Below are 19,849 nucleotides of genomic sequence, written 5' to 3'. Positions count from 1 at the left end.
GGCCAAGGCTATGCCTCGACCACCGCCCGCTGCTCCTCGGCCACCAGCTCGAAGGCCGTCCTGCCGTCCAGGGACTCGCGGACGATGTCGGCGTGACCGGCGTGCCGGGCCGTCTCGCGGATGAGGTGGAGGCAGAGCCAGCGGTGCGAGACCCGGCCGTCCGGCGGGAACCAGGGCTGCGCCGGCAGCGCGAAGGTGTCGTCGAGGCTCGGCACCGAGCGGATGTACGCCTCCGTCTCGGCGGCGACCTTCTCCCAGTACGCCAGCTGCGACTCGACCGTCTCCCCCTCGACCAGCCGGAAGCACTCGTGCCAGTTGCTCTGGTCCCGCACCACGGCCGGCGGTTCGCCCTTGGCCAGGGAGATCCACATCTGCTCGACCTCGGCGACATGCTTGACCAGTCCCGCCAGGGACAGCTCACTGGCGCTCGGCCGCGACGAGGCCTGGTCGTCCGTCAGCCCGAGCACCGCCCGGCGGACGCCGCCGCGCTGCTCGGCGATGAAGGACAGGAGCGCCCCGCGCTCGTCGCCGTGTGCCTCAGCCGGAACGTGAGTGACCATGAGCGATGCCTTTCGCCTGGTCAGAGGGCCTCTCCCCCTGACACCGACCACGCTACGGGCCCTTGCGGTCAGGTTCTGTCCGCAAGGGCCCGGGCACCGGAAGATCCGGGAAACCCTCCGAGGGGCTAGAACGGGAAGCCGCTCCGGCCGTGCTGCACCGAGATCCACTTGGTCGTGGTGAAGGAGTCCAGCATCGTGTCGCCGTTGAGCCGGCCGATGCCGGAGTGCTTCTCACCGCCGAAGGGGACGATCGGCTCGTCGTGGACGGTGCCGTCGTTCACATGGAACATGCCCGTGTCGATCTGCTTGGCGAACGCCACACCCCGCTCGACGTTCCCGGTGTGCACGGCGCCGCTCAGGCCGTACGGGGTGTCGTTGACGAGGCGTACGGCCTCCTCCTCACCGTCGAACGGGACCAGGAACGCGACCGGCCCGAAGACCTCCTGCCGCAGCAGGGCCGAGTCGGCGGGGACGTCCGTCAGCACGGACGGCTCGACGAGGTTGTCGGTCCGCCCGCCGCGCACCAGGGCCGTGGCGCCCTCGGCGAGGGCCTGCTCGACCACACCGGAGACGGCGTCCGCCTGGGAGGAGTTGATGACCGGGCCGATGACGGTCTCCGGGTCGCGCGGGTCGCCCGCCTTGAGGGACTTGACCTTGGCGACGAACTTCTCGGTGAACTCGCCGGCCACCGACCGGTCCACCAGGACCCGGTTGGCGGCCATGCAGACCTGACCCTGGTGGACGTACCGGCTGAAGACCGCCGCGTCGACGGCGTAGTCGATGTCGGCGTCGTCGAGGACCACCAGCGCGCTGTTGCCGCCCAGTTCGAGGACGGAGCGCTTGAACAGCCGGGCGCAGACGGTCGCCACGTGCCGGCCGACGGCGTCGGAGCCGGTGAAGGAGATGACCTTGGGGACGGGGTGCTCGATGAAGGCGTCGCCGATCTCCGCGATGTCCGTGATCACGACGTTCAGCAGCCCGCCGGGCAGCCCTGCGTCCTCGAAGAGCTTCGCGACCAGGGAACCGCCCACGATCGGGGTGTTCTGGTGCGGCTTGAGCACCACGGCGTTGCCGAGCGCGAGCGCCGGGGCGACGGACTTGATCGACAGCAGGAACGGGAAGTTGAAGGGGCTGATCACGCCCACGACGCCGACCGGCACGCGGTAGACGCGGTTCTCCTTGCCGTCCACCGGCGAGGGGATGATCCGGCCCTCGGGGGCCAGCGCCAGGTGGACCGCCTCGCGCAGGAACTCCTTGGCGAGGTGCAGCTCGAAGGCGGCCTTCAGCCGGGTGCCGCCGAGCTCGGCGATGATGGCCTCGGAGATCTCGGCCTCGCGCTCCTCGATCAGGCGCAGCGCCTTCTCGAAGACCGCCCGGCGGGCGTAGGGGTTGGTCGCGGCCCACTGCTTCTGGGCGCGGGCCGCCGCCCGGTACGCCTGATCGACCTCGTCGGCCGTGGCTATGGTGATCGACGCGAGCTTCTCGTCGTCGTACGGGTTGAAGTCGATGATGTCCCAGGAACCGGTCCCCGGGCGCCACTCACCGTCGATGTACTGCTGTGCAAGGTCGGTGAAGCAGGACGACGACAATGTGATCCCTCGATCCCTAAGCAGACCCCTGATCGCGCCTTCACGATCTGATCACACGTCATCGTACTTGTGTTTCAGGTGAGTTGAAGGGGTCCTTCGGGAGAGCGAAAGCCTTTTCAGGAGAGCGGCACGGCCTCTTACGAGAGCTGGAGGAGGCCCCGGAGAAGGTCGCGGCTCTCCGAGGGGCCCGGGCTGTCGCTCTGGAGTTCCTTGAGCGCCTTCTCGTACTGGGCGACGTCCTCGGCCTTGTCCAGATACAGCGCGCTGGTGAGCTGCTCCAGGTAGACGACGTCCGACAGGTCGGACTCCGGGAAGCTGAGGATCGTGAACGCGCCACTTTCGCCGGAGTGGCCGCCGAGGCTGAACGGCACCACCTGGAGGCGCACGTTGGGCCGCTCGGAGATCTCGATGAGGTGCTGGAGCTGGCCCCGCATCACCTCGCGGTTACCGTACGGGCGGCGCAGGGCGGCCTCGTCCAGGATGATGTGGAAGTCGGGGGCGCGCTCGTCGACGAGGTACTTCTGCCGCTCCAGACGCAGCGCGACCCGGCGTTCGACATCGGCCTCGCTCGCCCCCTGCATGCCCCGCCGGACGACCGCGCGGGCGTACGCCTCGGTCTGCAGCAGGCCGTGCACGAACTGCACCTCGTACGCCCGGATCAGCGAGGCGGCGCCCTCCAGACCGACGTAGGTCGGGAACCAGCTGGGCAGCACGTCGGAGTAACTGTGCCACCAACCGGCGACGTTGGCCTCCTTCGCCAGCGACAGCAGGGAGGCGCGCTCCTGTTCGTCGGTGATGCCGTACAGGGTGAGCAGGTCCTCGACGTCTCTGGTCTTGAAGCTCACCCGGCCCAACTCCATCCGGCTGATCTTCGACTCGGAGGCGCGGATCGAATAGCCCGCTGCCTCGCGCGTGATGCCCCGCGCCTCACGCAGTCGCCTGAGTTGTGATCCGAGCAGCATGCGCCGCACCACCGATCCCGGCTCTCCCGCGCTCACGTTCGCCAGCCTCCCCAACGTCTTCAGGGGCCGCAGTCTGCCACTAAAACACTCCGAGCAGTACTCGTCCGGTTACAGAAACGGAATCGAGTCGGTCGACGCTCGCGCGCGGGAGCAAGAAGAAGGTGTGTGAACGACCAAAGAGGGACCCGAAGATGACGGAAAAATTGACCAACAAGCGGTACGGGACATCGCATTCCGGTCACGTGCACGTGCATCTGCCCTTGCATCTGCTGTACGCATCCGAAACCATGGTCCCGCACCACCGCCGCATCGCACCGACCGCGAATTCCCGGGAGTGCCTCGCATGGGGACGAATGGATCGACCATGCTCGAGCCGTTACGGCAGGGCCTTCCGCCGCTGGATCCCGCGGCCGTGTCCGACGCCGCCTCCTGTGCTCTGCCCGCCCGTTACGAAGCGGTGCGCGAGGCACGGCGGTTCACCCAAAGGACCCTCGACCAGTGGGACATGGGCGAGCGGTTCGACGACGTCTGCCTGGTGGTCTCGGAACTCGTCACCAACGCCCTGCGGCACGGCCTTCCGGCGAACAGCGCGTGCACCCGGGGCCGGGAAGCCGCCGTGCGACTGCATCTGATGCGGTGGACCGAGCGACTGGTGTGCGCGGTGCGCGACCCCAGTCACGACAGTCCGGTCGCCCGGGAGACCGACGACTTCTCGGCCGAGTCGGGCCGCGGGCTGTTCCTCGTCGACTCCTTCAGCGACAGCTGGGGCTGGCATCCGCTCGCGGGCGCGCTCGACGGCAAGGTGGTCTGGGCGCTGTTCCGGCTGCCCCCCGCCGCTTCACGACCCGCCGGGCAATGAGAAACCGCGGCGCTTCACCGCGCCGCGGTTCTACGCGCGTCACCGCGCGTTGAGTGTCGATTGCCCGGATTTCTCCAGGGCCCGGCGGATGTTCAGCCGCCCACCAGGTGGTCGAACTCGCCGTCCTTCACGCCCAGCAGCATCGCTTCGATCTCCGCACGGGTGTAGACCAGCGCGGGACCGTCGGGGAAGCGCGAGTTGCGCACCGCCACGTCGCCGCCCGGCAGCCGGGCGAACTCCACGCACGAACCCTGCGAGTTGCTGTGCCGGCTCTTCTGCCAGGCCACACCGTGCAGCCCGGCGGCAGCCATACCGTTGTACACGTCGTGATCCACAGGTCGCTCCCCGGTGGTGCACTGGCTGGTGTGGCCATTGGTGCAGTGGTCAACTGACCCGGATCATAGCCCTGTTCATGTGCAGATGCATGGGCAGATGCACGTGCACGCGGGGTGGTCTCGCGGTTACAGCTTTGACGACCGCTTTACCGAAGCTCTCGACTGTTTGACGGCCGCGCCCCGCGTCGCGTTCCCGGTGGCCTGCGACGAAGCCGCCGGATTCGGGGAGATCCGATGGAGGCGGAGCATCCGCTCGGCGGTGGGGCGGGGCGGCCGGGACGGGGCGGCGGCCAAGAAGCGGGAGCTGAGGCGCGGCGCCGCGCGAAAGCCGTTCGACCGGCCGACCAGTATCCGGAACAAGCCCGCGGCCTGCGAGGACGGGGAGAAATGCGCCGGTCGCAGGAGGGGCGGGTCGTCCTTCCTGCCGGTGCGGCGCTCGGCTCGACACCCGACACCCGCCCGGCGTCCGGGCCCGGCCGACCCGCGCGGCCCGCACCCCGGAACGCGACGGCTCGCACCCCGGAACGCGGCGGCTCGCCCCGGATCCCGGCGGATCGCGGGGGAGCACCTCGTGCGGCGACCGCGGCCGCCGGGGCCACCGCCGCCGGGACGGGGGTCGCCGGGGCCGCCGCCGCTTGGGGTGGGGGCCGGCAGCCGGACGCTGCGGCATCATGCCCGGGTTGGGACGGGGGCCGCCGGGGCCGCCGCCTGCGGACGGGATCGCGGGCGGGGACCACCTCGTGCGGCGATGGCCGCCCGGCTGGCCCGACCCGGCCTACGGGCCGGTCCCGTCACCCCGTCGCGACGGGTGCCGCGACCGTCTGCCGCCCGTGGCCACCGACCCCGTCGGTCCATGGAAGAGAGGTCCCCCACCCGTCAAGCGTGGGGAACCTCACCCTTTCCGGACCCGCTCAGCGGGTGGCGTACGGCAGCAGCGCCATCTCGCGCGCGTTCTTGATCGCCCTGGCCAGCTGCCGCTGCTGCTGGGCCGACACCCGGGTGACCCGGCGGCTGCGGATCTTGCCGCGGTCGGAGATGAACTTCCGCAGCAGCTCCGTGTCCTTGTAGTCGATGTACGTGATCCCGGCCCGGTCCAGGGGGTTGGGCCGGTCCTTGGCGGGCTTGCGCTCAGGCTTGCGCGGCATGGGGGTCAGACCTCCAGGAGGGCGTCGAAGGCGTGCGGCAGCCGCTGCCAGGCGTCACGCCCGGCGGCGTACTCGGCGTCGGTGAGCAGGCAGGACTCCAGCAGCCGCGCCAGGCCGTCCCGGTCGAGGCCGGGCGAGGTGAAGACCAGGTGCTGACAGCGGTCGCCGTGCTCGGCGTCCCAGTCCAGCGCGGCGGCGGCCCGGCGCACCGGCGGGACCATCTCCCAGGCCGCGTCCGGCAGCGAGGCCAGCCAGGGGCCCGCGCTCTCCACGCACAGGGCCCCGCCCGCCGCGTCCCAGTGGAACAGCGTGTCGGGCTTGTCGGCGAGCCAGAAGCGGCCCCGGCTGCGGGCGGCCGCGCAGGTCAGATCCTCCAGTGCCGCGTACAGCCGCTCCGGATGGAAGGGGCGGCGCCGGTTCCAGACCAGCGTGGAGACGCCGTGCGCGTCAGCCTCGGCGGGCAGGAGGGCGCACGCCGGGTGCTGGGCCGCGGCGGCCGCCTCGACGTCGAAACCGGCCAGGGCGGCGCGGGCCAGGGGTGAGAGCGGCACGGGCAGGCGCAGGCGCGGGGTCGGCACGGCCAGGCCGTCGGCCGGTCCGGCCTCGGTGGTCGGTCCGGCCTCGGTGGTCGGTCCGGTCTCCGTGGCCTGGCCGATGGGGACCTGGTGGGCCGTCGGGTGCAGCTGCGCGAGCAGCTCGCGGTCCTCGTCGTCGGCCTCCGGGGAGTGGGCGACCGCGAGGACGGGGGCGTACTCGAGCTGGCGCGCGAAGGTGTCGGCGACCGTGCGCTGGTCGGTGGCGGCCGCGGCGAGACCGCCGTCGGCGAGGTCGTCGCCGTTGCCGAGGTACGGCAGGACCAGGGCCGGGTCGACGGCGGTGATCACACCGGTGACGGTGAGACCGCCGGCCGTGACGACCTCGGCCATGGCCTTGGGCTCGACCGAGTCCCACAGCTCGACGACGGCGAGCCGCGTCCCCCCGGCGTCCCGCAGCCGTTCCAGCTCCGGCACCAGGTCCTCACGCAGGGCGCAGCACGCGCAGTCGTTGACCAGCGGCGCCTCCCCCGCGTCGAGGAGGCCGGAGGCGTCCCTGACGGTCCGTACGACCGTGCCCGCGGCGGCCGTCGCCAGGTCGTGGTGGAGGACGACACTGCCGGGGACGTCGGCGAGCAGCCGTGCGACGGCCGCTCTGCGGGCGTCGGTGTGCAGCCCGCCGACGATCACGACGGGGAGGTCGGGAGGGACCGCGGGGGCGGGAGGTCCAGCCACGGGGTCAGCCCTTCTTTCCGTACCGGCGCTCGAAGCGCTCCACGCGCCCGGCGGTGTCCAGGACGCGGGCGGTGCCGGTGTAGAAGGGGTGGCTCGCGTCGGAGATCTCGACGTCGACAACCGGGTAGGTGTTGCCGTCCTCCCACTCGATCGTCTTCCCGCTCGCCGAGGCGGACAGGGTCGAGCGGGTGAGGAAGGCGTAGTCGGCGGCCCGGTCGCGGAAGACGACGGGGCCGTACTCCGGGTGGATTCCCTGGCGCATGATCAGCGCTCCTCTCGGAAGTCGACGTGGCGGCCGGCGACCGGATCGAACTTGCGCAGGGTCATGCGGTCCGGGTCGTTGCGGCGGTTCTTGCGGGTCACGTAGGTGAAGCCGGTCCCGGCGGTGGACCGGAGCTTGATGACCGGACGGAGTTCGTTGCGTGCCATGCCGCTATGATACTGAAAATGAATCCCATTTCCACTGAGTGAGCAGAGAGGTACGTCACCACCCATGTCCGCGCACTGCATGCTGACCGGCGCACAGCCCGGCTTCGGCAACCGCATCTCCCACTCCCACCGGCGCACACCCCGGCGGTTCGACCCCAACATCCAGTCCAAGCGGTACTGGCTGCCGAGCGAGGGGCGGCACGTACGGCTGCGACTGAGCACCAAGGGGATCAAGACCGTCGACACGATCGGGATCGAGGCGGCCGTCGCCCGGATCCGGGCTCGGGGAGTGAGGGTCTGATGGCCAAGAAGAGCAAGATCGCGAAGAACGACAGGCGGCAGGAGATCGTCGCCCGGTACGCCACCCGGCGGGCCGAACTGAAGGAGATCATCCGGCGGCCGTCGTCGACCGAGGCCGAACGGCTCGCCGCGCAGGCGGAACTGCGCAGGCAGCCACGCGACGCGAGCGCCACGCGCGTACGCAACCGCGACGGCGTCGACGGGCGTCCGCGCGGCTACTTCCGGGCGTTCGGGCTGTCCCGGGTGAGCCTGCGGGAGCAGGCACACGCGGGATATCTGCCGGGGGTACGCAAGTCGTCCTGGTGAGGGGCGGCCGTCGTTCTGGGGCGGCCGTCGTCCTTGGGAAAGGCGGCCGTCTCCCTGGGGCGAGGCGGCCCTGGGGGTCCTTGACGGGCCCTGATAGCTTGCTGCGACGTTCCGGCCAGGCGTCGGCCGGGGTCGGCTGGCGCCACTCGGGGCCGACTGGTGCCGGTTACGGCTATTCGGTGCCGGTTGGTGGCGTTCGGTGCCGTCGGGTGCTGGCGGTGCCGTTCGGTGCTGTCGGTGCCAGCTGGTGCCGTTCGGTGTGATCCGGGGCCGTCGGGGCCGTCCGGGGCCGGGCGGTCGGCTACAGCTTGGGGGCTTGCAGTGACTTCGGTGAACTTCTCGCGCCGCTCCGGCGCCGTGCGCGTCGCGGCGGCGGCCGCGGGGCTGGCGGGCGCGCTCGTACTGAGCGCGTGCAGCAGCAGCGACGACGGCTCGGGCGACGACTCGGCCGCTTCCCCGTCGGCTTCGGCGTCCGCGGGCTCGGGCGACTCCGGGTCGGACTCCGGTTCCGGCTCCGGGGAGTCGGACGGCGGCGAGCTGGCGGGCAGCTGGCTCGCGACGACCGACGGCAAGGCCGTGGCCCTGGTGATCACCGGCAAGCAGGCCGCGCTGTTCGGCACCGGCGGGAGCGTGTGCAGCGGCACGGCGGGCGAGGAGTCGGGCATGAAGATGATCCGCCTGAAGTGCACGGACGGCTCCAAGGACCGGGCGACCGGCATGGTCGACTCGGTGAACGCGAGCAGCCTGAAGATCACCTGGGAGGGCGGCCTCGGCGCGGAGACCTACCGCAAGACCGAGGGCGGCAAGCTCCCGACGGGCCTGCCGACGGCCGGCCTCGGCTGAGGAGTTGGGGTTGGGCGGGCTGCGGGGCGGCACATGGGCGCACCGGCGGCCCGTCCGGCGTTCGGGGGAATCGTAGGGGGTGCGTGCCCCCGGGGCGGTCGGGTGCGTGATGATCCAGGGGCCCGATGCCGCTTTCGTACGACCCGTCCAGAGGACCTCATGCGCACCTACTCCCTCCCCCTGGCCGCCGCCCTCGCCGCGACGGTCCTGCTGACCGGCTGCAGCGACGACAAGCCCGCCGGTGACGACGTCAAGAACGCGGACCGGCCGAGCGACTCGGCCTGTGCGCTCGGCGACATGGGCGTGGAGGTCGGCGCCGGAGCCGCCCCGGCCGCCGGGGACACCGGCACCGTCACCGTCACGCTCACCAACAAGGGCGCGCAGTGCACGCTGAAGGGCTTCCCCGGGGTCGACCTGCTGGCCGACGACAAGACGACCAGCGTCCTCCCGGACGAGGGCGCGAAGCCCCAGTCGCTGACCCTCGGGAAGGGCGGCACCACGTCCTTCACGATCACCTACGTCCGAGCCGAGGCCGGCGCCCCGGAGAGCCTCGACGTGCACAAGGCGTCCTTCACCCTGCCGGGAGACACCAAGACGGCGCACGAACTTCCCTGGTCGTACGGCGCGGTCGACTGGTCGGACGACCAGAAGCCCTCGGTGAGCGGTTTCGAGACGTCGGGCGACTGACGCTCCTAGGCACTGACGGGGCTGACGGGGGGGGACGGGAGCCGGGGGCTGACGGCAGGTCAGCGGAGCGGTGGCCGGTGGCGGACCTGGGCCCGGTCCGCCGCCTGCGCGCCCTCCGTCCAGCCCGCCGCGTCCCGCACCCCGCGCAGCCGGGTCGTCGTCGTCTCCGGGAACATCCGCTCCAGCCGCCCGGTGACGGCGACCTCGCGGGAGGCGAGGACGGGGAGCAGGTCGTCGGTCATCTGGGTCTCGGCCGCCGCGGCCAACCGGGTGCCGATGCGGTGGGCGTAGGCCGCGAGGAACGACTGCCGGAATGTCTTGGTGCGCTTGCGGCCCCCCGCCCGCTGCGCGGCCTCCGCCTTCGTCATGGCGGTCGTGGCCTGCACCAGGAGTGAGGTGTAGAGGAGTTCGACCGCCTCCAGGTCGGTTTCGAAGCCGACGACGGTCGAGAAGCCGAAGGGTTCGTTCCACACCGCCCGGCAGTGGTTGGCACCGGCGACGGCGTCCAGCAGCACCGCCTTGGCCTGCTCGTACGGCGGCTCGACCCCGATCCGGCAGGCCCCGGGCGTGTCCGGGGAGGGCGCCCGCGCGGCGAGCAGCGCCTCGTCGACGCTGTGCCGGGCCATCAGCTCCTGCGCCTTGGAGCTGAGCGCCTCCGCCTCCTCCGGGAACCCGGTCGCCTCGGCCTTGGCGAGCAGGGCACGGATGCGGGTGAGCATGCGGGACTCGGGGCGTGCCTCCCCCGGCGCCTCCCCCGAAGCGTCGTCCAGGGCCTCCAGGGTGGGCAGCCGCAGCAGGAGGCGGTACAGCTCCAGTACGGCGGTGGCGTACGAGAAGCGGTCGGTGCGGGGCGGGGATTCGGCGGGGAGTTCCGCGAGCTGGGCGTTCCAGCGGTGGCCCCGGGGTCCGTCACCGGGTGCCTGCGCGCGGATCAGCGCGGCCACGAGGAGTACGTGGAGGTCGTCCAGCTCGCGCCGTACGATCCGTACGACGTCGGCGGGCTGCCAGCCGCGCCGCCAGGCCGCCGCGACGAACTCCTCCCCACGCCGGTCGAGTTCGGCGTCCGCGGCCGGGTCGGAGGCGAGCAGGGACGCGCCGGTGTCGAGGGCCGTCTCGCCGGTCTCGTACAGGGCGGCTGCGAACGCGCGGTCGACGGTGGTGGACGTACTCACGGGCTGATGGTGCCATGACGGCCCGCCCGGGCCCTCCGGGACGGTTCACCGGGCTCGGGCTCGCGGTGCGCCCGGTGGCGTGCTCGTGGAGGCACCCCCGACCGGTGTCAACTCGCAGTTGACACCCCCGGGGGCGCAACCTACGGTTGACACATGACGAACCCCGACACCATGTCATCCATCCGTCTCGACGACCTCATCGCGGCCATCAAGAAGGTCCACGAGGAGCCGCTGGACCAGCTCCAGGACGCGGTGATCGCCGCGGACCACCTGGGCGACGTGGCCGACCACCTGATCGGCCACTTCGTCGACCAGGCCCGGCGCTCCGGAGCGTCCTGGACCGACATCGGCAAGAGCATGGGCGTCACACGGCAGGCCGCGCAGAAGCGGTTCGTGCCGAAGGAGTCCAACGACCTCGACCCGAGCCAGGGCTTCAACCGCTACACGCCCCGCGCCCGCGACACCGTGATGGCCGCGCACAACGCGTCCAAGGCCGCGCGCAACGCCGAGGGGCTGCCCGAGCACCTCGTCCTCGGGCTGCTGTCCGAGCCGGACGGACTCGCCGCGAAGGCGATCGTCGAGCAGGGCGTGTCTCTCGACCAGGTCCGCGAGGCGGCCACGGCCGCGCTGCCGCCGGCCGTGGACGAGGTCCCGGAGCTCGTGCCGTACGGCCAGGCCGCGAAGAAGGTCCTGGAACTCACCTTCCGCGAGGCCCTGCGCCTCGGCCACAACTACATCGGCACCGAGCACATCCTGCTCGCGCTCCTGGAACACGAGAACGGCGAGGGCGTCCTCAGCGGTCTCGGCATCGACAAGGAACGAGCCGAGCGGTATGTCTCGGCGGTACTGGAGAAGATCGTGCAGGCACAGAAGGGGACACCGGACGAGTCCTGACGGCGGCCCGGGCCGACGGGGCCCTGCCACCCCCTGTCGGCGGCCCGGACCGACGGGCCCTGCCGCCCCCGCCGACGGCCCGGCTCGCCGGGTCCCCCCCGGTCGGCGGCCCGGCTCGCCGGGTCATCCCCCGGTCGGCGGCCCGGCGGCCCTGGGGGGTGGGCCCCCCGGTTGACGGCCATGGTGGGCGGGTCCTGCCGCCCGCCGACGGCCCGGCTCGCCGGGTCATCCCCCGGTCGGCAGCCCGGCGGCCCGTGGGGCGGGTCCCCCCGGTTGACGGCCATGGTGGGCGGGTCCTGCCGCCCGCCGACGGCCCGGCTCGCCGGGTCATCCCCCCGTCGGCGGCCCGGGGGCCCCGGTTGACGGCCCTGGTGGGCCTGTCCTGCCGCCCCCCGTCGGCGGCCCGGCTCGGCGGGTCATCCCCCCGGTTGGCGGCCCGGGTCCGTGAGGCGTCGCCAGGCCGCTCTGGCGACCCGCGCCAACGCACGTTGCCAGGCCCCACGCCGCAACACGCGGCACCGAGGCCGCCGTGCCCGCACAGCCCACACCGCCGCACCGCCGCACCACCCGCACCGCCCGCACCACCCGCGCCGCCGCCCGCCCACACCGCCGCACCGCCGCACCGCCCGCGCCGCAGGGGCGTTGTCAGACCCCCCTGGCAGACTCGCCGGCATGGTCGACCGGTGGGCGCTTGTGCCGGCCGAGGACGGTGGCGTGGACGTCGCCCCCCTCGGTCCGGACGGGCTGCCCGCCGGGCCGGTACGGCGGGAGGCCGATCCCGCCGAGGCCGTCCGGAGCCGTCCCGGCGTCACGCGGTGGGTGTGGCGGTCCACCGCCGAGGTGTACCCGCGCCTGCTCGCCACGGGGGTGCGAGCAGAACGGTGCTACGACATCGAGGCCGCCGAGACCCTCCTCCTCGGCCACGAGGGGCGGTACGGGGAACCCCGCTCGGCCGCGGCCGCCCTGGCCCGGCTGCGCGGCGGCCCCGTGCCGCCCGACCCACCGCAGCGCTCGGCCGAACCGGGCTCGCAGTCCTCCCTGTTCGAGCCCCAGGGCGTCCACCTGCCCCTGCCGGACCTCCTCGCGGTCTACGCCGAGCAGCAGCGCCGGCACGCGAGCGCCGAGCACCCCGACCGCATGCGTCTGCTGACGGCCGCCGAGTCGGCGGGCATGCTGGTGGCGGCCGAGATGAACCGCGCGGGGCTGCCCTGGAGCGCCGAGGTCCACCGCGCATTGCTGCACGACCTGCTGGGCGAGCGGTACGCGGGCGGCGGCGAGCCGCGGCGCCTGGCCGAGCTGGCCGACGAGGTGTCCACCGCGTTCGGCAGACGCGTCCGCCCCGATCTGCCCGCCGACGTCGTCAAGGCCTTCTCCCAGGCCGGGATCAAGGTCTCCTCGACCCGCAAGTGGGAGATCGAGACGGTCGATCATCCGGCCGTGAAACCACTGCTGGAGTACAAGAGGCTGTACCGCATCTGGGTCGCCCACGGCTGGTCCTGGCTCCAGGACTGGGTCCGTGAGGGCCGCTTCCGGCCGGAGTTCCTCGCGGGCGGGACGGTGACCGGCCGCTGGGTCACCAACGGCGGAGGCGGGCTCCAGATCCCCAAGGTGATCCGGCGGGCCGTCGTCGCCGACCCCGGCTGGCGGCTCGTCGTCGCCGACGCCGACCAGATGGAACCGCGCGTCCTCGCCGCGATCTCCCGCGACCCGGGCCTGATGGAGGTGGCCGGCCGGGAAACCGACCTGTACCAGTCCGTCTCCGACCGCGCCTTCTCCGGTGACCGCACACAGGCCAAACTCGCCGTGCTGGGCGCGGTCTACGGCCAGACCTCCGGAGACGGCCTGAAGAACCTCGCCGCGCTTCGACGCCGTTTCCCCAAGGCAGTGGCGTACGTCGACGACGCGGCCCGGGCCGGCGAGGAGGGCCGGCTCGTACGGACCTGGCTCGGCCGGACCTGCCCACCGGCGGCCCGGGGGACGGACGACGGGAGCGGCGAGGAGGCCGGCATCCCGACGGATCCCGTGGTTTCCAGCACCGGCTCCAACTCCGGCAGCGGCACCGGCTCCGGCTCCGGCTCCGGGGAGGACGACCCCTCGGACGGCGGCCAGTGGGTGCCCGGATACGCCTCCACCAACGCCCGTGCCCGAGGCCGCTTCGCCCGTAACTTCGTCGTCCAGGGCAGCGCCGCCGACTGGGCGCTGCTCCTGCTCGCCGCGCTGCGCAGAACCTGCGCGGAGCTGGCCGCCGAGCTGGTCTTCTTCCAGCACGACGAGGTGATCGTGCACTGCCCCGAGGAGGAGACGGAGGCCGTGGTGGCGGCGATCCGCGAGGCGGCGGACCTGGCCGGCCGGCTGACCTTCGGGGACACACCCGTGCGGTTCCCGTTCACGACCGCGGTGGTGGAGTGCTATGCCGACGCCAAGTGATCAGACAGGACGCGTCAGGAGCGCACGCAGCTCCCCGGCCACCGTCCGCTCGTCCGTGCCCTCCAGTGCCGCCAGGGCGAGTGCGGAGACCAGCCCGGCGCGCTGCCGGGAGGGGTCGTCCGCGTACCGCGCGGCCAGGGCGACGATGTTCTCCAGCTCGCCGTCCCCCCAGGCGAAGGCCTCCTCGGCATCGGCGAACGGGGCGACGGTGTCGAGGTGGGCCGCGTGGCCGTCCGGCCGGCTCGGGGTGGGGCGGCGCCGGTCGTCCCGGTCGGGGCCGGGTTCCACGATCGCGGCGAGGACTCGGTCGGCCAAGGCGGCGTACCAGTGCAGCGTGGCCTCGGCGGTACCGGCGGTGTCCTGCTCCCCGGCCCGTTCCCGGGCGAAGTCGCGGACCAGATCGTGCGGTGCGTAGCGGCCGTAGGCCGTCTCCGCCAGCAGGGCCACGTCGAGCAGTCGGTCCAGGGCGGCCCCGGTGCGCTGCTCACCCATGCCCGTGAGCCGGGCGAGCAGGGGGGCGCCGTACGTGGGCAGGTCGAGCGCACCGATCCGGCGCAGGATGCGGGCCGCGTCCCGGTCGGCCTCGCGCTCGGAGACGGCGAGCGCGTCGTACGCGACGGCCAGGGAGCGGCGGACGCTCAGGTCGTCGTACTCCAGGTGGTGCAACCGGCTTTCGGAGGCGGCCAGTCGACCGGCGAGGGTGTCAGGGGTCAGGGCCGGGCGGGCGGCGAGCCGCGCGGCGACGATCCGCAGGGCCAGCGGGAGCCGGCCGGTGAGATCGACGAGGCGCCGGGCGGCGTCCGTGCCGTCCAGGCCGTCGCGGCCCGAGGCCCTGCGCAGGAGTTCGGCACTGTCGTCGCCCGACAGCGGGGCGAGGGGGAATCGGGCCGCGCCGTCGAGGGCGGTCAAGGGCGAACGGCTGGTCACGATCACCCCGCAACCGGCACCGCCCGGCAGCAACGGCCTCACCTGCGCGGCACTCACGGCGTCGTCCAGCACCAGGAGCGTGCGGGTCGGCGCGAGCAGCGAACGCAGCAACGCGGCTGCGGCCTCCGGCTCTTCGGGGATGCGGCGGGGCTCGGTGCCGAGGTCACGCAGCAGGGCGTCGAGGGCCTGGGCGGTGGTGAGGGGGGCCTTGCCGGGGGTGGCGCCGTGCAGGTGGAGGTGGAGCTGACCATCGGGGAAACGTTCCGTCAACTGATGGGCTACGTGCAGCGCGAGGGCGCTCTTGCCGACACCGGCCATGCCGCTGATGACGGCGGTGGGGCAGGGGTGGTCGGGGGCGGTGAGGGTGCGGTACAGGGCGTCGTGTTCGGGGGTACGGCCGGTGAAGTGGGGAGGGGGTGGGGGGAGTTGGGCGGGAGTGGGATATGGGCCGGCCGGTTCGCCGGAGCCGCTTGAGTCACTGGAACCGCCCGCCCCGGAGCCCCTCGCGCCAGTGGGGTCCCACGGCCTCCTGGAGCCCTCCGACCCTTCGGAGTCCGGGTCGCCGGCAACCCCCCGCAGTACCTCCACGTGTGCCTCCCGCACCCCCGGCCCGGGCTCGATGCCGAGGTGGCTCACGAGCCGGGTGCGCAGTTCGCGGTGGACGGCCAGGGCCTCGGCCTGGCGGCCGGTACGGTGCAGGGCGAGCATCAGCTGCCGGTGGTACACCTCCCGCAGCGGGTACTCGCCGGTCAGCGCCATCAGCTCCGGCACCAGCTCGTGCAGCCGCGGGCCTCCCAGCGCCAGCTCGGCGTCGTAGCGCCACTCCAGAAGATGTGACCGGGCCTCGCACAGTCGCTGCGCGAAGGCGTACCCGCCCACCTCGGGCGGCAGCCCGGCGAGCGGCGCGCCCCGCCACAGGGTGAGTGCGCCGGCGCATTCGCGCACGACCCGGCTCCAATCCCGTGCGGTGTGCGCGGCACGCGCCTCGGTGACGTGGGCGTCGAAGACATGGACGTCCAGCTCGCCCTCGTCGATCCGCAGCACGTACCCCGACGGCACGGTGCGCAGCCGTCCGGGGTCGTCGAGCAGCCGTCGCAGCCGGGTGATGTGATTGTGCAGCGATGCCTGGGCGGACACGGGCGGCTCCCCGCCCCACAGCGCGTCCTTGAGCGACTCGACGGAGACCACCCGCCCGGCGTCGAGCAGCAACGCGGCCAGCAGCACACGGGACTTGGGGCTCGCGATGGCCCGGGCATCGCCCCAGCAGCAAGACCGGCCGTCCACCAGCCCGCGCGCCTGGCCGTCCACCAGCCCGCGCGCCTGGCCGTCCACCAGCCCGCGCGCCTGGCCGTCCACCAGCTCGCCCGACCGGCCGTCGTCCAGGCCACCCGCCCGGCTGTCACCCTCCCCGGCGTCGCCGAACAACGCCGGCGGCCCCAGCAACCCGAACCGCATGCCCCCGTGCCCCCCGCCGTACCGAATATCCACCCCAGGGCGGCGGATTTCCGCCACCTCGAATTCACTGGTTCCACCGGAAACCGCCGCTGCCCTGGCCGCCCTCGTCCGTGGTTCAGTGACTTCCGGCCAATCGGGAGACGGCTCAACGGCGAACCGTTGGCCATATGTTAGCGATCAGTTGGCAAAGCCTGATGTGATCACAACATCGGATCTGGCCCGGCGGCGCGCGCGTCTGGACGCGCAACTCGGGGGAGTGTCGCCGCCGCGGCCGGATCCCGGTCCCGGTCGGCAGAGGTGATCGGCCGGGACCCACTCACTCTCCGACGGGCCTGTCTCACTCACTCTTTCCGACGGGCCTTCCCCACCACGCACTCCGGCGGGTCCGCCCCACCACGCACTCCGGCGGGCCCGCCCCACCACGCACTCCGGCGGGCCCGCCCCACCACGCACTCCGGCACCACAACGGCGTCAGACGACGGGCGGCCGCCCCAGCCGCGTGAGCCGCCACACCGTCCGCCAGCGCATGGGCCGCCGCTCCCCCGCCGGTTCCCGCACGCCTTCCAGGAATCCGCCGAACCACGCCCGCAGCCCGGCGCCCGACCGATTCCGGGCGAGGGTGAGCAGCACCCACACGCCCAGATGGACGGGAACGAGCGCGAGCGGCAACCGGCGGCGGGCCAGCCAGACCCGGTTGCGGGCGTTCACCCGGAAGTAGATGGCGTGCCGGGCGGGCGAGGTCTTCGGGTGCTGGAGCAGCAGTTCCGGGGCGTACAGGATCCGCCACCCGGCATCCACCGCGCGCCAGGCGAGGTCGGTCTCCTCGTGCGCGAAGAAGAACTCGGCGGGCCAGTCGCCGATCTCGTCGAGCATCGTCATCCGCAGCGCGTGCCCGCCGCCGAGGAAGCCGGTGACGTAACCACCGCGCAGGGGGTCCGAGTCGCCGAGCCGGGGCACGTGCCGCCGCTGCGTCTCACCGAGCTCGTCGGCGATGCGGAAGCCGACGATGCCGAGCCGCTCGTCGGCGGCGTACAGGTCCCGCACGCGGCGCAGCACATCGGCGTCGACGAGCAGACCGTCGTCGTCCAGATCCACCACCACGTCGATGTCGCCGAACTCCCGCAGTCGTTCCAGGGCCACGTTGCGCCCGCCGGGGCAGCCGAGGTTCTCGTCGAGCTCGACGGCGGTGACCTCGCCGGGCAGCGACAACCGCTGGGCGAAGTCGGGCAGCGGGCAGCCGTTGCCGACGATGACGATCCGCTCGGGCGGCACGTCCTGCTTGGCCACGGACTCCAGCAGGGCGTCGACCTCGTCGGGCCGGTTGCCCATCGTCACCACGGCGACGCCGATCCGGGGCGCTCCCATGTCCTCACCTCATCCGGTCGGCAGCTGACGGGTTGACGGGCGATGCTAGCCGTTCACGGCGGGGACGCCTCGCGCACACCTGCCGGACCGCGGTCAGCCACGCCGCTCGCGCAGGCGGCACCTGACCGGAGCGGGCACAGGATGTCGGGTGCGGCAGGGCACGCGCTGCCTAGCGTGAAGGCACGAAAGGAAGGAGACCGGACGTGCTGGACCGGCTCAACCAGGCGATGGACCGGATCGAACGGGACCTCGCCCGGACCGTGGACGTGGCGGACCTGGCGCGCACGGCATGCACCTCGGAGTACCACCTGCGCCGTATGTTCTCGGCCCTGTCAGGAATGCCCCTGTCGGAGTACATCCGACGCCGGCGGCTGACGGTCGCGGGCGCGGAGGTGCTGTCGGGCGACGCGACGCTGCTGGAGATCGCGGTCCGCTACGGCTACGGCTCGGGCGAGGCGTTCGCGCGGGCGTTCCGCACGATGCACGGCGTGGGCCCGGGCGAGGCCCGGCGCACCGGTGCCGCGCTCGTCTCCCAGCCCCGGTTGGCCTTCCGCCTCACCGTAGAAGGGAACAGCAGCATGCACTACCGCGTCGTGGACCGCCCGGCCTTCACCGTGACGGGCTTCAAGACCCGGATCGCCCTGATCCACTCCGGCCCGAACCAGGCGATCATCGACTTCGTACGGGGCTTGGACAAGTCCGCCGTGGAGGCCCTGGAGAAGCTGTCCGACCAGGAGCCGAGGGGTGTCGTCGCGGTCTGCGACGACCTGGACCCGGGCCGTGCGGAGGGCACGGAACTCGACTACTACCAGGCCGTGCTCACCTCGTCCGCGACCCCGGCGGGCACCCCCGAGGGCACCACCGCCCTCGCGGTCCCCCCGGGTACCTGGGCGGTCTTCACCACCTCGGGCCCGGCCCCCCGGGCCATCCAGGAACTGTGGCGCGACGTGTTCACCGAGTGGTTCCCCTCCAACCCCTACCGCACCCGCCCCGGCCCGGAGATCCTCCACACCGACCTCTCCCCGGACGGCACGGAGGCGAACGCGGAGCTGTGGCTGCCGGTGGAACGCGAACCGCTCCCCTGACACCCGACCACACCAGAAGAACCCCAGGCCGGGGTCCATCCGGCCTGGGGTTTTGGTGGAGCCGCGTTCGGGCGGCCGGGATCAGCCCTCAGCGCCGGCCGCCTGGAAGATGCTGAACTCCACTCCCTGGTCATCGACGCAGTTGGCGAACCTTCCGGAGGGGATGGTCACCGCCTCGCCTGCCGTGCCGCCGAGTTCACGGATTCGCTCGGTGGCCGCGTCCAGGTCGTCGACGCCGAAGTAGACGCGCGGGAACGTCGACGTGTCACCGTGCGAGTGTCCGCCCATCGGACTCGGGCCGTGAATCATCGAGTAGCCCGGGAAGTTCCCCTCCTTGAACTCCCACCCGAACAGCGTCTGCCAGAACTTCGTCGTCGCCTCGGCGTCCTTGCCCGGCAGGTCGAAGAAGACGATGTCTCCACTCATGGTGCTCTCCCCATACGTATCGATGAGCAATACCCTCATGACTACTGATGGTCTCCAGCCTCTACTATCCATAGTGGATTTGATCAGTCGGCTTGTCAATCTAGGTCCGAGGCGCTGGAAAGCACCCGCTCGCGGGGGTTCCGAGCGGAACGACTCGTCGCAGTTGACCGGGGAACCCGTTCGATCAGGTGAAGGCCACTGGATCGTCAAGCCTGGTAGCGCTACGCTTCGCCCAAGCGGCCTGACTATCTTGGCTGACTACAATCAGATCACTGAGTATGGACAGGTCGAACGATGGATGAAGCTAAGCAGAGGGATATCAATCCGGACGGATCGCCGACCCTGCCGCCGAATTTCGCGAACTCCATCGGGTTCCTGCTGAACAAGGCCGGACAGCTCCTGACCGCCCAGTTCGAGAGGGAGCTCGCCCCGTACGGACTCACCGCGCGGAACTGGGGAATCCTCCGGTTCATCGACGTCAACGGCAACCACTCGCAGCAGTACATCGGTGAGCATCTGCGCATCGACCGGTCGACGATGGTGACCCTGGTCGACGAGCTGGAGCGGATGGGCTACGTCGTCAGGGTGCGTGACAAGCACGACCGCCGGCGCTACGCCCTGACGCTGACCGAGTACGGGGAGCGCCAGCTCCGCAGTGGCCTCGACTCGGTCGAGGAGAAGGTAACGAAACGGTTCCTCGCGCCCATCAGCGAACAGAGCCGCGAGCGCTTGATCTCGATCCTGATCTCGCTGGTGGTCCCCGACGACGTCACACCGTCGGACGCCGGCTGACGGACCTGCCCTGGGCGGCCAGG

The 19,849-nt window shown here is 72.2% G+C and carries 21 protein-coding genes; 9 read left to right on the top strand and 12 right to left on the bottom strand.

The window, feature by feature from the left end; genetic code table 11:
• Positions 1–8 precede the first annotated feature (8 nt).
• The 3 genes from ACFZDE_RS35870 to ACFZDE_RS35860 all read right to left on the bottom strand — a co-directional run bounded on the left by ACFZDE_RS35870 (position 9) and on the right by ACFZDE_RS35860 (position 3,111).
• Positions 9–560 carry a DinB family protein gene (locus tag ACFZDE_RS35870; protein ID WP_391209472.1) on the bottom strand — a complete coding sequence of 184 codons (552 nt, stop codon included), beginning with the start codon at positions 558–560 and terminating at the stop codon, positions 9–11.
• Between the two features lie 125 nt (positions 561–685).
• Entirely contained in the window at positions 686–2,149 is a 1,464-nt protein-coding gene (locus tag ACFZDE_RS35865; protein WP_391209463.1) for an aldehyde dehydrogenase family protein, read from the bottom strand.
• A 137-nt stretch (positions 2,150–2,286) separates the two neighbouring features.
• Complete coding sequence (locus ACFZDE_RS35860; protein WP_391209796.1) at positions 2,287–3,111, bottom strand: Scr1 family TA system antitoxin-like transcriptional regulator; 825 nt, start codon at positions 3,109–3,111, stop codon at positions 2,287–2,289.
• 343 nt (positions 3,112–3,454) lie between these two features.
• Between ACFZDE_RS35860 and ACFZDE_RS35855 the strand changes: the two genes are divergently transcribed.
• Positions 3,455–3,970, top strand: a complete 516-nt coding sequence (locus ACFZDE_RS35855) for an ATP-binding protein (RefSeq protein WP_391209450.1) — start codon at positions 3,455–3,457, stop codon at positions 3,968–3,970.
• 92 nt (positions 3,971–4,062) lie between these two features.
• On the opposite strand, the gene ACFZDE_RS35850 is transcribed toward ACFZDE_RS35855, so the two are convergent.
• The 5 genes from ACFZDE_RS35850 to rpmG all read right to left on the bottom strand — a co-directional run bounded on the left by ACFZDE_RS35850 (position 4,063) and on the right by rpmG (position 7,147).
• Complete coding sequence (locus ACFZDE_RS35850; protein WP_045296613.1) at positions 4,063–4,281, bottom strand: DUF397 domain-containing protein; 219 nt, start codon at positions 4,279–4,281, stop codon at positions 4,063–4,065.
• 935 nt (positions 4,282–5,216) lie between these two features.
• Positions 5,217–5,450 (bottom strand): 30S ribosomal protein S18, encoded by a 234-nt coding sequence (gene rpsR / locus ACFZDE_RS35845; RefSeq protein WP_391003699.1) that lies wholly within the window; start codon positions 5,448–5,450, stop codon positions 5,217–5,219.
• 5 nt (positions 5,451–5,455) lie between these two features.
• Complete coding sequence (locus ACFZDE_RS35840) at positions 5,456–6,718, bottom strand: GTP-binding protein (protein WP_391209439.1); 1,263 nt, start codon at positions 6,716–6,718, stop codon at positions 5,456–5,458.
• A 4-nt stretch (positions 6,719–6,722) separates the two neighbouring features.
• Positions 6,723–6,980: a type B 50S ribosomal protein L31 gene (locus tag ACFZDE_RS35835; RefSeq protein WP_391209426.1), complete on the bottom strand. Its 258-nt coding sequence runs from the start codon at positions 6,978–6,980 to the stop codon at positions 6,723–6,725.
• A gap of 2 nt (positions 6,981–6,982) precedes the next feature.
• A complete protein-coding gene (rpmG, locus tag ACFZDE_RS35830; protein WP_030846000.1) occupies positions 6,983–7,147 on the bottom strand; it encodes a 50S ribosomal protein L33 in 165 nt (54 codons plus the stop codon).
• A gap of 64 nt (positions 7,148–7,211) precedes the next feature.
• Between rpmG and rpmB the strand changes: the two genes are divergently transcribed.
• From rpmB to ACFZDE_RS35810, 4 genes are all read left to right on the top strand, one after another.
• The gene (gene rpmB / locus ACFZDE_RS35825) at positions 7,212–7,448 is read left to right on the top strand and encodes a 50S ribosomal protein L28 (RefSeq protein WP_391003692.1); all 237 of its coding nucleotides are present in this window, start codon (positions 7,212–7,214) and stop codon (positions 7,446–7,448) included.
• A complete protein-coding gene (gene rpsN, locus ACFZDE_RS35820) occupies positions 7,448–7,753 on the top strand; it encodes a 30S ribosomal protein S14 (protein WP_391209402.1) in 306 nt (101 codons plus the stop codon). Before rpmB ends, rpsN begins: the two co-directional genes overlap by 1 nt.
• A gap of 330 nt (positions 7,754–8,083) precedes the next feature.
• Positions 8,084–8,596 carry a hypothetical protein gene (locus ACFZDE_RS35815; protein ID WP_391209389.1) on the top strand — a complete coding sequence of 171 codons (513 nt, stop codon included), beginning with the start codon at positions 8,084–8,086 and terminating at the stop codon, positions 8,594–8,596.
• 159 nt (positions 8,597–8,755) lie between these two features.
• A complete protein-coding gene (locus ACFZDE_RS35810; RefSeq protein WP_391209379.1) occupies positions 8,756–9,283 on the top strand; it encodes a DUF4232 domain-containing protein in 528 nt (175 codons plus the stop codon).
• 59 nt (positions 9,284–9,342) lie between these two features.
• On the opposite strand, the gene ACFZDE_RS35805 is transcribed toward ACFZDE_RS35810, so the two are convergent.
• The gene (locus ACFZDE_RS35805) at positions 9,343–10,455 is read right to left on the bottom strand and encodes a DUF2786 domain-containing protein (RefSeq protein ID WP_391209373.1); all 1,113 of its coding nucleotides are present in this window, start codon (positions 10,453–10,455) and stop codon (positions 9,343–9,345) included.
• Between the two features lie 153 nt (positions 10,456–10,608).
• On the opposite strand from ACFZDE_RS35805, the gene ACFZDE_RS35800 reads away from it, so the two are divergent.
• Both ACFZDE_RS35800 and ACFZDE_RS35795 read left to right on the top strand, forming a co-directional pair.
• Positions 10,609–11,349, top strand: a complete 741-nt coding sequence (locus ACFZDE_RS35800) for a Clp protease N-terminal domain-containing protein (protein WP_391209364.1) — start codon at positions 10,609–10,611, stop codon at positions 11,347–11,349.
• Between the two features lie 672 nt (positions 11,350–12,021).
• On the top strand, positions 12,022–13,776 hold the full coding sequence (locus ACFZDE_RS35795) for a bifunctional 3'-5' exonuclease/DNA polymerase (RefSeq protein ID WP_391209351.1): 1,755 nt from the start codon (positions 12,022–12,024) through the stop codon (positions 13,774–13,776).
• Here the strand turns inward: ACFZDE_RS35795 and ACFZDE_RS35790 are convergent, their stop codons facing one another.
• Positions 13,777–16,011, bottom strand: coding sequence for a BTAD domain-containing putative transcriptional regulator (locus ACFZDE_RS35790; RefSeq protein ID WP_391209783.1), 2,235 nt, complete (start codon positions 16,009–16,011; stop codon positions 13,777–13,779).
• A 618-nt stretch (positions 16,012–16,629) separates the two neighbouring features.
• Positions 16,630–17,523 carry a glycosyltransferase gene (locus tag ACFZDE_RS35785; RefSeq protein WP_391209339.1) on the bottom strand — a complete coding sequence of 298 codons (894 nt, stop codon included), beginning with the start codon at positions 17,521–17,523 and terminating at the stop codon, positions 16,630–16,632.
• Positions 17,524–17,726: 203 nt separating this feature from the next.
• Between ACFZDE_RS35785 and ACFZDE_RS35780 the strand changes: the two genes are divergently transcribed.
• A complete protein-coding gene (locus ACFZDE_RS35780; protein WP_391209326.1) occupies positions 17,727–18,608 on the top strand; it encodes an effector binding domain-containing protein in 882 nt (293 codons plus the stop codon).
• 81 nt (positions 18,609–18,689) lie between these two features.
• Here ACFZDE_RS35780 and ACFZDE_RS35775 read toward each other — a convergent pair whose 3' ends face one another.
• The gene (locus tag ACFZDE_RS35775) at positions 18,690–19,034 is read right to left on the bottom strand and encodes a VOC family protein (protein ID WP_391209315.1); all 345 of its coding nucleotides are present in this window, start codon (positions 19,032–19,034) and stop codon (positions 18,690–18,692) included.
• A gap of 294 nt (positions 19,035–19,328) precedes the next feature.
• On the opposite strand from ACFZDE_RS35775, the gene ACFZDE_RS35770 reads away from it, so the two are divergent.
• The gene (locus tag ACFZDE_RS35770; protein ID WP_391003672.1) at positions 19,329–19,826 is read left to right on the top strand and encodes a MarR family transcriptional regulator; all 498 of its coding nucleotides are present in this window, start codon (positions 19,329–19,331) and stop codon (positions 19,824–19,826) included.
• The last annotated feature ends 23 nt before the right edge of the window (positions 19,827–19,849 follow it).

Origin of the sequence: Streptomyces sp. NPDC007929 (assembly GCF_042959065.1) — a bacterium.
Taxonomy (GTDB): Bacteria; Actinomycetota; Actinomycetes; order Streptomycetales; family Streptomycetaceae; genus Streptomyces.
The sequence above is the reverse complement of the archived record's forward strand: the minus strand, read 5'-3'. Positions and strand labels throughout refer to the sequence as shown.